The 16111-nt window shown below is 54.2% G+C and carries 14 protein-coding genes; 1 reads left to right on the forward strand and 13 read right to left on the reverse strand.

All coding sequences use genetic code 11. From position 1 onward, the window contains the following. Positions 1-49: 49 nt before the first annotated feature. The 5 genes from FRY98_RS00345 to FRY98_RS00365 form a co-directional block, all read right to left on the reverse strand. Positions 50-847, reverse strand: a complete 798-nt coding sequence (locus FRY98_RS00345; RefSeq protein ID WP_148449632.1) for an ABC transporter ATP-binding protein — start codon at positions 845-847, stop codon at positions 50-52. Next, complete coding sequence (locus tag FRY98_RS00350) at positions 847-1761, reverse strand: ABC transporter permease (protein ID WP_148449634.1); 915 nt, start codon at positions 1759-1761, stop codon at positions 847-849. Before FRY98_RS00350 ends, FRY98_RS00345 begins: the two co-directional genes overlap by 1 nt. A gap of 38 nt (positions 1762-1799) precedes the next feature. Further along, positions 1800-2873 carry an ABC transporter substrate-binding protein gene (locus FRY98_RS00355; RefSeq protein ID WP_148449635.1) on the reverse strand — a complete coding sequence of 358 codons (1074 nt, stop codon included), beginning with the start codon at positions 2871-2873 and terminating at the stop codon, positions 1800-1802. Positions 2874-3053: 180 nt separating this feature from the next. Further along, positions 3054-3566, reverse strand: a complete 513-nt coding sequence (locus FRY98_RS00360) for a metallophosphoesterase family protein (RefSeq protein ID WP_148449637.1) — start codon at positions 3564-3566, stop codon at positions 3054-3056. Between the two features lie 23 nt (positions 3567-3589). Next, complete coding sequence (locus FRY98_RS00365) at positions 3590-5278, reverse strand: glycoside hydrolase family 13 protein (protein WP_148449639.1); 1689 nt, start codon at positions 5276-5278, stop codon at positions 3590-3592. Between the two features lie 148 nt (positions 5279-5426). Between FRY98_RS00365 and FRY98_RS00370 the strand changes: the two genes are divergently transcribed. Beyond that, positions 5427-5744, forward strand: a complete 318-nt coding sequence (locus FRY98_RS00370; RefSeq protein ID WP_148449640.1) for a DUF3021 domain-containing protein — start codon at positions 5427-5429, stop codon at positions 5742-5744. Between the two features lie 411 nt (positions 5745-6155). Here FRY98_RS00370 and FRY98_RS00375 read toward each other — a convergent pair whose 3' ends face one another. The 8 genes from FRY98_RS00375 to FRY98_RS00410 all read right to left on the reverse strand — a co-directional run bounded on the left by FRY98_RS00375 (position 6156) and on the right by FRY98_RS00410 (position 16086). Beyond that, the gene (locus FRY98_RS00375; protein WP_148449642.1) at positions 6156-8120 is read right to left on the reverse strand and encodes a PTS fructose transporter subunit IIABC; all 1965 of its coding nucleotides are present in this window, start codon (positions 8118-8120) and stop codon (positions 6156-6158) included. 123 nt (positions 8121-8243) lie between these two features. Next, positions 8244-10190 (reverse strand): BglG family transcription antiterminator, encoded by a 1947-nt coding sequence (locus FRY98_RS00380; RefSeq protein ID WP_148449644.1) that lies wholly within the window; start codon positions 10188-10190, stop codon positions 8244-8246. Positions 10191-10358: 168 nt separating this feature from the next. Next, a complete protein-coding gene (locus tag FRY98_RS00385; protein WP_148449646.1) occupies positions 10359-10745 on the reverse strand; it encodes a sensory rhodopsin transducer in 387 nt (128 codons plus the stop codon). Continuing rightward, entirely contained in the window at positions 10738-11772 is a 1035-nt protein-coding gene (locus FRY98_RS00390) for a glycoside hydrolase family 88/105 protein (protein ID WP_148449648.1), read from the reverse strand. The genes FRY98_RS00385 and FRY98_RS00390 overlap by 8 nt, the downstream gene beginning before the upstream one ends. Positions 11773-11812: 40 nt before the next feature. Beyond that, positions 11813-12961, reverse strand: coding sequence for a rhamnogalacturonan acetylesterase (locus tag FRY98_RS00395; RefSeq protein WP_148449649.1), 1149 nt, complete (start codon positions 12959-12961; stop codon positions 11813-11815). Positions 12962-13006: 45 nt separating this feature from the next. Further along, a complete protein-coding gene (locus FRY98_RS00400; protein WP_148449651.1) occupies positions 13007-13849 on the reverse strand; it encodes a carbohydrate ABC transporter permease in 843 nt (280 codons plus the stop codon). 2 nt (positions 13850-13851) lie between these two features. Further along, a complete protein-coding gene (locus FRY98_RS00405; protein WP_148449653.1) occupies positions 13852-14754 on the reverse strand; it encodes a carbohydrate ABC transporter permease in 903 nt (300 codons plus the stop codon). Between the two features lie 48 nt (positions 14755-14802). Next, positions 14803-16086 carry an ABC transporter substrate-binding protein gene (locus FRY98_RS00410; RefSeq protein ID WP_148449655.1) on the reverse strand — a complete coding sequence of 428 codons (1284 nt, stop codon included), beginning with the start codon at positions 16084-16086 and terminating at the stop codon, positions 14803-14805. Positions 16087-16111: the final 25 nt, after the last annotated feature.

Here is a 16111-nt window from a genome sequence, read left to right on the forward strand (position 1 = left end):
TTGTATGCGATAGGGAAACGCCACGCATACAATAGGCTGTTTTATGTGGTCAGGAGCCGAGGACGACCCGGTCGTCGGACAGCTTGTGACCGCTGATCCGCTCAAACTCCCCGATTAACCGTTCCATGGTCAGGTCGCGCTTCGTTTTCTCGTCGATGTCGAGAATGATGCGGCCGCGGTCCATCATAATCAGGCGGTTGCCGAGTCGGATCGCCTGCTCCATGTTATGGGTGACCATCAAAGTCGTCAGTTTCAGTTCGCTGACGATCGACTGCGTCAGGCGCGTGACCAGTTCGGCCCGGGCCGGATCGAGCGCGGCCGTATGCTCGTCAAGGAGCAAAATTTCCGGCTTCGTAAACGTCGCCATCAGCAGGCTTAGCGCCTGGCGCTCACCGCCGGACAACGTACCGACCTTCGCCTTCAGCCGCCCTTCCAGGCCGATGCCCAGGCGGCTGAGTTCGTCGCGGAACATGCCGCGGCGCTTGGCCGAGACGCCGATCCGCAGGCCGCGGGATTTCCCCCGGGAATAGGCCATCGCGAGATTCTCCTCGATGGTCATGTGCGGGGCCGTCCCGGCCATCGGATCCTGGAAGACGCGGCCGATCCAGCGGCTCCGCTTGTACTCCGGCAGATGGCCGATATCCCGGCCGCCTATCAGGATCTGCCCGGCATCCGGTTTAAGGACGCCGGAGATCATGTTCATCAGCGTCGACTTGCCGGCCCCGTTACTTCCGATGACGGTCACAAAATCACCCGGCTGCAAATGCAGGTTCACATTGACCAAGGCGATCTTCTCGTCCGGCGAACCGGGATGAAACAGCTTGGATACGCTCGATAGCTTCAGCATCAGAGACCCCCTCCAATCTGTTTCTGCTCGGCCCCGGACACAATCTCCAGCGTTCTTTTGCGGGCCAGACCTTTCTGTTTCCAGGAGCGGCGGACGGTCGGTACCACCAGAGCGAATACGACGATGACGGCCGTAATCAGCTTCAAGTCGGTTTGCTCCATCCATTCGATCCGCAAGGCCAAAGCCACGACGATGCGATATACGATCGAGCCCAGTACCGCCGCAAGCGTGGCGAAAAATACGGTTCTCGCGCCGAAAATCGCTTCTCCGATGATGACCGACGCCAAGCCGATGACGATCATGCCGATCCCCGAAGAGATGTCGGCAAAGCCGGACTGCTGGGCGATAAAAGCGCCGGACAACGCGACAAGGCCATTGGAAAGGCTGAGACCCAAAATGATCGTATTGTCCGTGTGGGTGCCGAAGCTGCGGATCATCCGCTGATTATCGCCCGTCGCGCGGAGAGCAAGCCCCAGCTCCGTGCGAAGAAACAGGTCGAGCAGCACCTTGACGAGGATGACGATGATCGGCATGAGAACGAGCGGCTTGATCGATTCGAAAACCGTACTTTCCCCTAGCAAGCTGACGTTCGGACTATTCATAATCCGCATATTGATGGAATGCAAGGCGATCATCATCAAGATCCCCGACAACAGACCGTTAATTTTGCCTTTGGTATGCAGCAGGCCCGTCACGGCGCCGGCAACAAATCCCCCCAACATGGCGCAGATCGAAGCGATCCAGGGGGAGCTCCCCCCCGAGATCATAACCGCGGCGATCGCGCCCCCGGTCGTAAAGCTCCCGTCAACGGTCAAATCCGGAAAGTCCAGAATCCGGAAAGTAATGTATACGCCAAGTGCCATCAGCGCATAAATCAAGCCCGATTCCACGGCCCCGAGTAATGAGTTCATCATGGTGATTACCTCCTAAATATTCAGCAAAACGTCCGCACCTATTCGATGATGTTGTTCTCCTTGTCCTGAACCTGGTCCTTCATCGCGTCGGTTACTTCAATGCCTTGTTCGGAGGCCGCTTTCAGGTTCATGATCACATCCAGCTTATCCGGCATCGTCACTTTCATATCGCCGACGTTCTTGCCGTTCTTCAAGACCTCGACCGCCATTTGGCCGACTTGGTAGCCGTGATCGTAATACTTGAATCCGACGGTGGCAAAAGCTCCGTTCTCTACCGTGTCACGGTCGCTGGAGAAGAAAGGAATATCATGCTCGTTAGCGACCTGAATCACCGTATTAACCGCTTCAACAACGGTGTTGTCGAGGGTAATGTAAATGGCGTCCACGCGTCCCACGAGCGATTCGGCCGCCTGCTTCACTTCGGACGTGTTGGTGACGGAAGCTTTCACAAGCTTAATCCCGTGCTTCTCGAGCGCCTTTTCCGCCAATCCGGTCATAACGACGGCGTTCGGCTCCCCTTGATTCATGACGACGCCGACATTTTTGACATCCTTGAAGTTGGTGGCGATAAAATCCATAAGCTTGGAAATCGCCTCGGGGTTCGTATCGGAAGCGCCGGAGATGTTGCCGCCCGGCTTCTCCAAGTTTTTAACAAGCTTAGCATCGAGCGGATCGGTGACCGCCGCAAACAGGATCGGCGATTCTTTGACCTGACTCGCTACCGCGATGGCCGGCGGCGTAGCGATGGCAAGCACCAAATCATATTTTTCGCCGGCGATTTTTTGCGCGATGGACATATTATTGGTCGGGTCGGCCTGCGCGTTGTTGTAATCCACCTTCAGGTTTTCGTTCTCTACCAGCCCGGCATCCTTCAGCGCCGCCATGAAACCCTCGCGCGTCGCGTCCAAAGACGGATGCTCCACATATTGCGAGATCGCGATTTTGTACGTTTTGCCTTCCGTCTCCACCGCGGCCCCGGAATTGGCCGGAGCGGCTTCACCGCCCTTAGCTCCCGATGCCGCGTTGTTTCCCCCGTTGTTACCGCAGCCTACAACACCTACCAATAAAGCCGATACCGCCAAAAACATACTGACCTTCTTCCTGAACTTCATTTCTAGATCCCCTCTCCCTTTTAGTAATTTGTCGCTTCAACTGTTTAGACCGCGAACCTATTACCGCTTTTATAGATGAAAGTATTAAAGCAAGTATTATTCCTATATTAAATGGTGGTCAATTATACGTCAACGGGTTTGACCCTCCTAGTTATAAGAAAAAAAGAGCCCCGCCCGGGCTCAGTTGCTTCGTTCAAAATAGAGATGCTTGGCCGTTAACCCCGAATTCGTCACATCGAGGATTCCAGCCGAGTAGTACTTCTGCTTCCGTTTGTCTGTCGGGGATCCCGGATTGAACAGCAAAATCCCGTTTTCCCGCTCCAATAGCGGCTTATGGGAATGCCCGAACAAAATCGCGTCCAGCCGTTCGTTGGGGAAAGCCCGCCCCGCTTTTTCCCGGGCCGTCCCCCGCCCTTCCGGCAAATGGCCGTGGGTTAATCCGACTCTCACCCGGCCGTGGCCCAAGGTCAATATTTTCCGGTAACCAAACCGCCTGACGATCTCCCCAGGGTCGTTGTTCCCGGCAATTCCCTCGACAGGGGCCAGAGCCGCCAACTGGTCATACACCAGAAGCGAGGTCCAATCGCCCAGATGAATAATTAAATCAAGCCGCCGGAAAGCCGCCAAAAGCGCGGGCGGAAGTTCCTTCCCCTTTTTCGGCATATGCGTGTCGGACACAACTCCGATTCTCATACGCACGCCCCCTTCTTAACCCCTTATAGCTTTTTCAAATAGACCCGCGCCTCGAACGGGCGCAGTTTCAATCGGGCCAAGTCCTCTCCCTTTCTCGGCTCGTAATTGGAGATAAGCAGTTCCATCCCTTGGAGATCGAGCCCTTCGGGCATTTCGAAGATCGGCTCTTTGCCGAAGAAATTCAAAATAACAAGCAGAACCTCATTATCAAGCGTACGGGTATAGGCATAAATCTCCTCATGAAGCGGTAGCAGCAGCCTATATTCTCCGTAAACGATAACCTTGAACTTCTTGCGCAGTTGAATCAGCCTTTTGTAATAATGATAAATCGAGTCAGGGTCCTTCATCGCTTGGACCACGTTGATCTCCATATAATTGGAATTCACTTTAATCCAAGGGGTCCCCTCGGTAAAACCGGCGTGTTCGGTGGCATCCCATTGCATCGGCGTCCGGGCGTTATCCCGGCTTTTCTTGTGAATCGCCCGCATGATCTCTGCTTCCGGCACTCCGCTTGTCCGCTTCTCCTCATAGTAATTCAGCGTTTCCACATCCCGGTATTCGTCGATGGAATCGAAGGCCACGTTGGTCATGCCGATTTCTTCTCCCTGATATATATACGGCGTACCTTCCAGCGTATGAATAAAGGTCGCGAGCATTTTTGCCGAAGGTACCCGGCAGGTCACATCGTCGCCGAAGCGGGATACCGATCGCGGCTGATCATGGTTGCACAAATAATTGGCGTTCCATCCGCGGTTATGGAGAACCGTCTGCCAGTTGCTCATCACTTTTTTCAGCTCGATCAGATTCCATGGCACGGTGTCCCACTTTCCGCTGCCCGCGGAAGCGGCGTCGAGAAACATATGCTCAAACTGAAAGGTCATGTTTAACTCGCGTCGTCCGTCGCCCACGTAATCCAGCGCCTGTTCGGGACCGAGTCCCGAAGTTTCTCCCACCGTCATAATATCGTAAAAATAGAGTACCTTGTCATACAAGTTTTGCAGCAGGGTATGCACATCGTCCAGATTGGAAAACATCTCGTACGCCCTTACCGTCGTGGTCTGATGCGGATTGTCGGCGTCTGGAAGCCCCTGCTGCTTCACAATGTGCGCGATGGCGTCGAAACGGAAACCGTCCACGCCTTTTTTCAGCCACCACTCGACCATATCGTGGAGTTTCGCGACAACCTCGGGATGTTCCCAGTTTAAATCGGGCTGATATTTGGAATAAAGGTGCAGGTAGTATTCGTCGGTCGCTTCGTCATACTCCCATACCGAGCCGCTGAAGTAAGATTCCCAGTTGTTCGGCGGGCCCCCGTTTTTCCCTTTGCGCCATATGTAGAAATCCCGTTTCGGATTATCCTTGGATTTCCGGGACTCTTGAAACCACGGGTGCTCATGGGACGTGTGGTTCAGCACCAGATCCATCATCAGCTTCATGCCGCGGAGATGGATTTCCTTCAGCATCAGATCAAAATCTTCCATGGTGCCGAATTCCTTCATGATGTCGCAATAATCGCTAATGTCGTAACCGTTGTCATGATTGGGGGATTTATAGATCGGGCATACCCAGATTACGTCGACGCCAAGGTCTTTCAAATAATCCAGCTTGGATATAATGCCGCGAAGATCACCGATCCCGTCTCCATTCGAATCCATGAAGCTGATCGGATAAATCTGGTAGACCACGCTCTCCTTCCACCATTTGGGATTCATTGCTGCGACGCCTCCTTTGTCTCGGATTCCATATGTATAACATACCCGAAACCGCGCGATATCCTGCATTTCTTTGGAAACAGAACGGTGTCCGCAACAAAATAACGGTTTATAATGGATGTACAACCAGCTACAGGAGGGACGAACATTGAACAAACTGTTAAAAATCATAGGAACGGTGTTTTTTATAGGGGGCTTGCTATGGGCTATCTTTAGTGCGATCTACGGAGACGGCTGGATTCCCGCCCTTGCCTCTATTCTAAGCGGCTTCTTGGCGGGTATCGTATTTCTGGCCTTGGCCGAAATACTTGACCGAACCGACGAAAACCGGTATTACCTTGAAGTTCTGCTGGAACGAACGGAGCAACCGGAGCCGCCCGTCTCCCGCCCGGCCGCCCCGGCGAAGCGGAAAACGAAGACGGCATTGGAGTCCTTGAAAGATCATAAATTTAACGCCAATGACTAGTGTACCGTCAAATAATCGCCTCGCTCTATGAAGAATTCTTCCCGGATAGTTGCCTGATTTTCCTGTCGGAACACAACGTTTAGACTTCTGAAGCTCCCGACCAACACGCCCAACACGCCCAACTCAAAAAAGATGCAAATCTGCAGGTTTTTAAGCAGATCCCCAAGGGAATTCGATGAAAAGAAGCAAATCTGCAGGTATTTCCAGCGATTTTAGAGAAACGAGCCGGTTTCGTCGAAAATTCCTGCAGAATCGCAGGAATTTGCAAATTTGTGTTCCGAACAAGAAAAAAGCATGCATATTTGCAGGAATTCGCTGTTATCAAGTTGGTTTGACGGGGGCACCAGCTAGTTCAGCGACCAAAAAGGACCGCGCTCGGCCGCTTTTGCGGCTTGGCACGGTCCTTCTTTATTAATGAATCTGATCCAACAGGCTGAAGGCCTCTTGTTTGGACTTCACTTTCATAAGCTGTTCTCTGAAATTATCATCCATCAGCTTGCGGGACAGCATCTGCAAAATTTTCAGATGCTCGTTGCCCTTGTTCTCTGCGGGAACAGCGATCATAAAGATCAGCTTGGCGGGCTCGCCGTCCGCACTGTTCCAATCGACGCCCTCCGGCTTCAGCCCGAATACGACCCGCGGCTTCAGCACGGCGGCCGATTTCCCGTGAGGGACCGCCACATTCATCCCGATCCCCGTAGAGCTCTCTGCTTCACGGTTCAGAATGGCGGTTTTAAATTCGCCAGGCGAAGTGAGCACCCCTTGGGCATCCAATTTTCCGATCATCGCATCGATCACTTCATCTCGGGTTTTTCCCGCAAGCGAAGTATCGATCAAGTCCAGGTTGATGATGTCCGTCAGTTTTCTAACCGTCCGGTGGGACTCATCGGATGGGGATGATACTGCACGGCTTGTGAGTACCGGTTCCACCGCGGCGGCCGCTTCAACCTCGGCTCCTTGATTCCCGGCCAACCGGGGCGCCGCCTGGTCTTTTTTCAACAACTTAATCATCAAAGCCGTCACGATGGAGCCGACGATTACCGCCACAAAGAACATCGTTACGTTATCCACCGCTCCCAGGACGGCAACGATCGGTCCGCCGTGCGCCACCCGGTCTCCGACATTCCCGAACATGGCGATGACGGAGCCGGTCATGGACCCGATCATGATACTCGGGATCACGCGCAAAGGATCCTGCGTCGCAAACGGAATCGCTCCCTCGGTAATCCCGAATAAGCCCATCGTAAACGCCGCCTTGCCGGACTCTCTTTCCGCATTGTGAAACTTGCGTTTGAACAGGAACGTAGCCAGCCCCAGCCCGATCGGCGGGACACAGATCGCTACGGCGATCGGACCCATGATTTCGTAGTTGCCTTCCGCAATCATGGCGGAGCCGAACATGAACGCTACCTTATTGACCGGTCCGCCCATATCGAACGAGATCATCGCCCCCAAGATCAAAGCCAGCAGAATGGAACTTGTTCCCTGCATCCCAGCCAGCCAGTTGGTCAACATCTCAAAAACTTGCGCGATCGAACCGCCGAGCAGGTAAATGAAAGCCAAACCGACAATTAACGAAGACAGAACCGGAATGATGATAATCGGCATAATCGGGGTAATCGCTTTTGGAACTTTCCATTTCTTGATCCAAAGCGCCACATAGCCCGCAAGAAAACCGGCGACGATCCCGCCGAGAAATCCGGCTCCGGCCTCACTGCCGTAGAAGCTGCCGTTCGCGGCGATGTAACCGCCGACAATCCCCGGCGCCAGACCCGGTCTGTCCGCGATACTAAAAGCGATAAATCCCGCCAGTATCGGAACCATGAATGTGAAGGACGCCGCCCCCAACCTTTCGATCGTTTTCCAGAACGAATCCTCCGGAATTTGCAATCCGCCCGGCGTCGGTACGCCGCCGATCGAGAGCGCGATCGCGATCAGCAGCCCTCCGACCACGATGAACGGAATCATGTAAGACACGCCGCTCATCAAATGGCGATAAAATGTATTTTGTTGTTTCGCGGCTGGCTGCGGGGTACTGCCGTTCTCCCCGTCTCTTTGACCGCGATACACCGTCGCCTCGCCGGTGATCATTTTTTGAATCAGTCCTTCCGGGTTGCGGATCCCCTCCTGCACGCCGGCGACCAACAGCTTCTTGCCGATAAACCGGCTTTTGTCAACCGATTTATCCGCCGCGATGATGATACCGTCCGCCTCGCGGATCTCTTCTGCGGTAAATTGATTTTCCACGCCGATCGAACCCTGCGTTTCGACCTTCATGCTGACGCCTAATTTATCCGCGGCTTTTTGCAAATTTTCCGCCGCCATATACGTGTGGGCAATCCCATTCGGACATGAGGTAATGGCCAACAGTTTCATAGCTCTATCCCCTTATTCTGAATTGTAGTAACCGCTTGCATTCTTATATTAACGCGGATAAGACGGCGGAAAATCTTTTATTATTACCGCAGCTCCGGAAAAAACGGATTATTTGCCGGATGTTTATAGGGAACGCAGCAACGCCTCGGGCGTGGCCGCCTGAACCAACCGCTCGATCGTCGAGGGCTGTTCGCTAAGCAGGGATAGACGCTGAAACAGCTTCTTCAGATGCTCTTGATCTCCAGGCCCCAGCGCCAGCATGAAGACGACGGACACGTTCTCTTCTTTCCAATCCAACGGCTCTTTTAAAGTAGCGACCGCGATCCGCGACTCCCTGATCAAGTTCGGATCTCCATGCGGAATCGCGATGCCTCCCCCTATGGAGGTGGATGAAAGCCTTTCCCTAAGCAGCGCCTGATGGGCATAGTCCTGTTCGACGAATCCCTGGGTATATAGCTCGTTCGCCAGCATCTCAATCAACTCATAGCGGTGGTCCACCTTCACATGCGGGAAAATCAGCGAGGGGGAGGTGTACATTTGCAATATGGAACCCGACGCGTTTGCGGGAGTCGCGGACTCCTCCAACATTTCGATAAATTCCGCTATTTTTTTGACCTCACCCGCTTCCAGCAGGGGAGACACTTGAATGTACGGCACACCGACCTGTTCCAACGGTGTCGTCGATACGATAAAATCCACCCGGCGGCGGGGCAAATACTTCGGCAAGTCGGCCTTGCGTACGGAATCCAATACGTGCAAGTCGGGGAACTTGCGCTCCAGCTTGCTCCGCAGAATTTGCGACATGCCCACGCCCATATGACATACGGTGATGACTTGTTTCGTGCGATCCGCCGGCTTGTTCATACGTTCGGCAGCCGCTTGAAAATGGAGCGTCAAATAAGCCGCCTCCTCTTCGGGAAGAACGAAGGGGTAGTCGGCACCGGCCTCTTTCGCCGCGTAAATGACCATATCAAACATGTAAGGGTACATTTTTTTGATGTCGTGCAGCATCGGATTGGAAACGGTAAGCCCGTAAAGCAGCCGGTTGATCGTGGAGTACAAATGAATACTCAACCCTTCCGCCAAATCGGGGTCACTGGAAAAATCGACCAGGGTTAAGGCGGATACTCTTCGGATTAACCTCTCCGCAAACTCTCTCGCCCGGGTTCTGTCCTGGGCCTGGTCCTCGCCTGAGTCCACAGCGTCGATCCGAGCCTGGGACCGGATTTTGGCGCCCATCATATGAGCCGTCAAATAGGCGACTTCATCCTCGTTGAAGCGAACGGCAAACCTGCGTTCCAACTCCCCGGTAAACTCCTTCATTCTGCCGTACTCCGGTTTGCCGCGGACAAACCCTTTCTCCTGTTCGGAAAAATGGATCGGCTGCTTCAGCTTGGTTCTCCGGATCATCAGCAAGGTATGGATCAGCAAATTGTCGAACGCTTCATCCGTAAAAAACAGCTGAACACGCTGTTCCAGCTCCTTGAGTTCCCGGGCGACGAGCTCGACTTCATGCGGGGAAAACTGCTTTTTTATATAGGAATGTCCCGAATCGGTGGTTAATAGGGTAAGTTTGGACAACGCGGCACGCTTATCCCATTCCTTCCCTTCTAGCGTAATCCCTACCTTCTGTTTGGAAACGACGGTAAGGCCATACTGTTCCAACCAGGGACCCAGGCTGTCCAATTCTTTCTTAATGACCGCTTTGTTCACAAAGTGTGCGTCAGCAAGCTCTTGCAGAGTCACGGGCTTCGTTTCCATCAATAGCCGGTATGCGATCGCGGCCATCCGGTCTTTATCCTCCGGGTCATCCTTCTCCCGAGCGGACCAAAGGAAGTGATCTGCAATTTTCGCTCTTTCTTGTTCCTCCGCATTCAGGACGACCCCGATCCCGGGCTTCCGGACGAGTCTGGCCTGGGAGACCTCGGATAAATCCCGCTCGATTTCATCGAAATCGTTGCGGATCGTCTTCTCCGAACAATTTAACCGCATGGCGATATCCCGTACTACGAAAGGGGTACGGGGAGCGGACAGCAGCATGCGAAGGATTTCTTTTTGACGGGTATTCATAGCGTAGCATCAGCACCTTCACGATTATGTATTCTTATGATGTCAATGAAAAATCGCTCTTATTATAGCACAATTGCCAAAAAGTCAATCCCGCCGGACGCAAAAAAACAGGTCGCTGCAGCTTCCCTGCAGCGACCTGTTTTAAGAAATTCATGCAAACCCTTCGCCCTATCCTTCTTCCGCCGGATAAGCCATTACGCTCATTAATGCCAACTCGGACTGTGTCGTATCGAGCCGGCTGTACTGCACGATCACCGGAACATTGCTGGTGATCGTCATAGCGTACGGTACCCCCGCTGGAATCCGTTCATCTCCGGCTTGGAGGGAGGCGGTTCGAATATGCTTCGTACGCCGGGCCGGGACCCGGCATACGATTCCTTCGAGAGGTTCGCGGTCTTCGAAGTATACCGTTACTTGCAGCTCGGCCTCCTCCGTTCCCGTATTGAGCACGCATACGCTTTCATGACTTTCCAGGCGGCCGCTGCTGTCCGGCGGGATGTACCCGTCCGGGATGACCCAGTACGTGTGACCGATTGCCCTGTATCCGTTATCCATACGGATTCTCCTTGGTTCGCAGCAATTGGCCCAGAAAAGCCAACGTCAGCCCTTGTCCCCATCCCTGAATGCGTTTGCACGGCACATTACGATAACCTTCCGCATCATGCATGACCGCTGTGCCGGCGGATACGCCGGTAACCGTACCGTCCGGCTTGATCCGGGCGAGGATGCCGTCGATCGCCTTTTGGGCGTACTTGTTGTACAAACGTCCCTGCATCAGCAAGGCGGTCGCAATCCCGGCCGAGCCGGAGGTTTCCAGGTAAGAGTCTTCGTCATTGACGATGGTATGCCACAGCCCTTCCGGCGACTGCAGCCTTACAAGCGCGCTTAATTGGTCCCGGAGGGAACCGTCGATCACCATATAGGACGGATGCTGGACCTCGATCAATCGCAGTGCCTTGGACATCGTCAGCGCGGCCCAGGAATTTCCCCTTGCCCAATAAATGCCGGACATCCAGTTCTGATTCACATGGTCCCACCCGTGATAATACAGATGGGTATCGGGATCTTGAAGGTATTTCTCATGCCCGTGATACTGCTTTAATCCGTCCTCGAAATACTCCTTATTGCCCAGACGCTTCCCGATTCGCAGCAAAAAGTAACCGGCCATAAACATCGTGTCCACCCAGGCCTGCTGCGGAAAAACATCATGCAGCGAGTTCACGGTATGCTGAAAAACCCCCTCGGCGAACCGCTCCGCTTGATGCGTCAGAAATTCGGCCATCTCTTTGGCGATTTCCATGTACTTCTCTTCACCCGTCGCCTCGTAAAGCGTCAGCAAACAATGTCCAATGGACACGCCGTTCACCGACAATTTCGGCAAACCGTCCTCGATATTCTCGTCCACCCAGGCTTTGAGCTGATCCAAGTAGGCTTTATTTCCCGTTGCGTCATAAGCTTCGCACACCCCGTAAAATGCGACGCCCCCCGGCCAATCCCAGCTGAAGTCCATCCGAAAGGTACGGTCTACGACGCGATCGATGATTTGCTTGATTTCCTCTTCGTCAAATTGAAGTGCAGGCATCCTATCTTCTCCTCCCTAAGTCAAAGATTCAAAAGCCGAATTACCGCAAAAACATTTGTAACGGCTGCAATTGCAGCTCACGGATGGCTTCCGCCACCTGGGCGGCCAAACGCCGGGCTCCCCGCTCCTGAAAATGCGTATTATCCTCCACACCCGCCGGGAAATGGATAAATTCCCCGGGAAGCACCCACATAAAGTCGTCCTTAGTTCCCTCGACTCCCGCTTGCTCAAACAGGCGGCGGCTGCGCTCGGCGAGATCGATCAGCGGGACCGCTTCCTGCGCGGCCAGCTCACGGATCGCCGTGATATAGTCCCCGTGCGTATCCTGCAGCGTACCGTCTTCCTTGAAGTAACGCCGATGCACGGGGGTAACCAGCACGGGAGTCGCTTGTTTGCTCCGGGCGGCCTCCAAATACAATTTCAGCTGGCCCTGGAAGGTGCTGAACGGTTCCGTTCGGCGGGCCGCGTCCGGCTTCTCGTCGTTGTGGCCGAATTGGAGGAACAGGAAATCCCCGGGCTTGATCCGTTCCATGATCGGATCAAGGAGGCCTTCCTTTACAAAACTCAAGGAGCTATGGCCCGACCGGGCATGATTGTCGACGGCGACGTCATGCTTAAAGAAGGCCGGGAGCATCTGTCCCCATCCGCAGTAAGGATACCCGCTCTCCGGCTGATCCGTCACCGTGGAATCCCCGGCCAAAAACACGGTCAGCGTCCCGTTCGCCGGCCAAATTTCCAGCGCGTTGATTCTGGGCGCCGGGCCCGTGAAAGTAAGCCGCAGCCGGCCATCTCCCCGGACAACAACCGAAAACATGGCCTCCAGCCACTGTCCCGCCGCGGCGTGCACCGGCGGCAGCATCTGCCTTCCTTCCCCCGCCTTGACGTTCGTCACGGTTTCGGCCAGAGCATCCCCCGCCAACAGTTTGACACGGTATGTACCGCCCGGAACGTCCACGACAAAGCTGGCGCCGAGCGGAATGCAGAAGCTCTGCTTTAACGGATCCGCCGCCCCCGGATATCCCCCCGGAACATCCGTCCTTTGTTTCCCGTAAACGCGGGCATGCGTTTCAAAGCCGTACCCCAGTTGGGGGTCGTAACGGGTCCCCGGATCGACTTTGACATATCCTTCCGCACAGGGGCCCGGGCCGAAATCGAACTTGAAGCTGAGCGGTCGTTCATATAGCGCCATGCTGCATATTCACCCCCTATAATATAGACGCGGGAACTCCCCGTTTTATCCCTTCAGCCCGCTGGTGCTCATCCCTTGCACAATTTGTTTTTGGAAGATAAAGAATACCATCACGACCGGAACCAGACTCACGATGGACATGGCGAACATGGCGCCCCAATTGGAGGCGGACTCGCTGTCCAGGAACATTTTTAAAGCCATCGAAACGGTATATTTCTCCGGCGAATTTAGGTACAAGACCGGGCCGAGCAAATCCTCCCAACGCCAGTAGAACGAGAAAATGGCGGCGGTCGCCAAAGAAGATTTAATGAGCGGCATAATGATTTGCAGATACAATCTGAATTTCCCGCACCCGTCGATCGTGGCCGCTTCGTCCAGTTCCTTGGGAATCGTCCGGATAAACTGCACCATCAGAAATATAAAGAACGGCATGCCGAAAAAGGTAGGGACCACGATCGGTAAAATCGTGTTCAGCCAGCCGAGCTTGGTGAAAATGATATACTGCGGCACCAGTACGACATCATGCGGCAGCATCAGGGTCATCATCATGAGGGCGAACCAGAGGCCGCGCCCCCGGAATTTCAACCTGCCGAAGCCGAAGGCGATCAGCGAGGAAGAGAGGACCGCCCCGATCGTCGAGATGACCACGATGACCATGGAGTTGCCAATGTAATGCCAAAAAGGATATCCCGCCGTTCCGGCCCAGCCTGCGGCATAATTGCTCCAAATCCAGCTGTCCGGAATCAACCGGTTGGCCGTTACAAAGATCGTCCGGCTTTCTTTGAAAGAACTGAACAACATCCACAGCACGGGGTACAGCATCAGAAAGGCTAGCGCGGCAACGAACACGTGATATACCGGCCATTTTGCAGCTTTCCAGGTTCGCATCGTCACTTCCCTCCCTCATTTTCATAGAACACCCAGAACCGGGACGTCAGGAACAAAACCGCCGTCAACAAACTGACGATCAACAACATTACCCATGCCATCGCGGACGCGTAGCCCATGTTGTTGAACATAAAGGCCTGCCGGAACAAATACAGCGAATACAGCATCGTACCTTCCATCGGTCCGCCTTCCCCTTTGGAAATAATGTAGGCCGGAACGAACGTCATAAAGGCGCTTATCGTCTGCATAATCAGGTTGAACAGAATAATCGGACTCAGCAGCGGCAGCGTAATGCGGAAAAACTTGCGCACCGGGTTCGCGCCGTCGACGCTGGCCGCCTCGTACATCTCGGGGGAAATATTTTTTAGCCCCGCCAAAAAAATCAGCATGGAAGAGCCGAACTGCCAGATCGACAAGGAGATCAGCATCACCAGCGCCGCGTCGGGATCGCCGAACCAACTGACCGGCCCGATGCCGATGATCGTCAGGACATGGTTGATCACTCCCTCGTTGCTGAAAATATTCCGCCACATGATGGATACGGCCACACTTCCCCCGATGATCGACGGCAGATAATAGAGCGTTCGGTACGTGCCTACCATCCTGGAGCCCGTATTCAGAATCATGGCCACAAACAAGGCGAATACCAGCCTGAGCGGGACGCCGATGAAAACGTAAAGCAGCGTGACGCGGACCGAGTTCCAGTACTTCGGGTCGCCGAAAAACATCTTCTTGAAATTCTCCAGGCCGATCCATTCCGGCGCGGTAAACAAGTTGTAGCTGGTAAATGACATATACAGCGAAACGAACATCGGAATAAGCGTGAACGCGATGAAGCCGATGATAAACGGACTGATGAAAGCATATCCCGTCAGCTCGCTTCGCAAAGAAGAATACCGCCTCAAGTCGAATCCCTCCCTTGCGGAAAGCCCCCGTTTCCGGGAGCCGCTGCGCTATTTGTTTTTGGCCAGGACGGCGTTCGCGCTGTCGCGGAAGGTTTTGGCCGCCTGCTCCGCCGTAATCTTTCCGAAGTTGAGTTCCTCCACGATATCCGTCAGGGAAGCGATCACCTCAGGCGAACCGACCGGCGGCGGCGGGCTCATCGGCGAAGCCTTCGGCTCCATGGCCGCAACGAAGTCGAACACCTGACGGGTCGGTTCGCTTAACTCCGAAGCAATGGCCTCCTTGATTTTGCCGGAAATCGGCACCCCGCGTTCCCCCTTAATCAGCTTGTTGGCTTCCACGTCATTCACCCAAAAATCGATAAACTTGGCCGCCTCTTCCTTATGCTTGGAATTGGAAGTCACGGCCCAATACATACTTGGCTGCATATACAGCCCTTTCTCCATATCCGGTCCCGGCATCGGCGCGATTTCAAGCGGACGGTTCGCCACCTGCTGCAGGGCGACGAATTGATTGGACCACTGCCAGATCCCGATTCCCTTGCCTTTAACCAGTTCCGATTCTTCAATAATGCCTTTGGTCTGGTTGGTCAGATCCGGCGACGGAGCGGCTCCCTTCTCGATTAGACGGGCCATGCGCCCGAAGAAATCCACGAACAAAGCGTCGTCCTCATACCCGAGAGCCGTCCCGTCGGCGTTATACAAGGATTGTCCCTTGGTGCGGAGATAATAATGGAAGAAGATATCGGGGGCTACACCGCTGTCAAAATAAATCTTGTTCGCGGCCGCTTGAAGCGCGGTCTTCTCGTAGGTATCCCAGGTCATCTCCTCCGGCAGCGAGTCGATCCCCGCCTTTTTCAGAGTGGCCGGGTCATAATGGAAACCGAGCACATTTACCCCGGAAGGGATACCGTACTGTTTGCCGTTAACCACCCCCGTGCTGATCACGTTCTCGCTGACATCGCCTAGATTGATCTGCTTGCCGGCATAAGGGGCCAAATCCTCCAACTGGCCGTTTTTGGCGTACTGGCTAATATAGGAAATATCCATTTGAACGATATCGGGCAGCTGGTTGGCCGCCGCTTGAGGGGCCAGCTTCTTCCAGTAATCATCGAACGAAGCGTACTCCACGTCCACTTTGACGTTCGGGTTCTTCTCCATATACAGATCGATGACTTTTTGCGTGTACTCGTGCCGCGTATCCGAACCCCACCAGGCGATCCGCAGGGTAGTCTGACCATCGGCCGACGAGCCCCCCTTTCCTCCGCCCGAGCTGCAGGCCGTGGCCATCGCCAACAAAAGTGCAAGTACGATCCATTTTCCCTTCTTTCTCATGCCATCTCTCCCTTTCACGTTGATT

This window comes from Paenibacillus faecis (assembly GCF_008084145.1).
Classification (GTDB): Bacteria; Bacillota; Bacilli; order Paenibacillales; family Paenibacillaceae; genus Fontibacillus; species Fontibacillus faecis.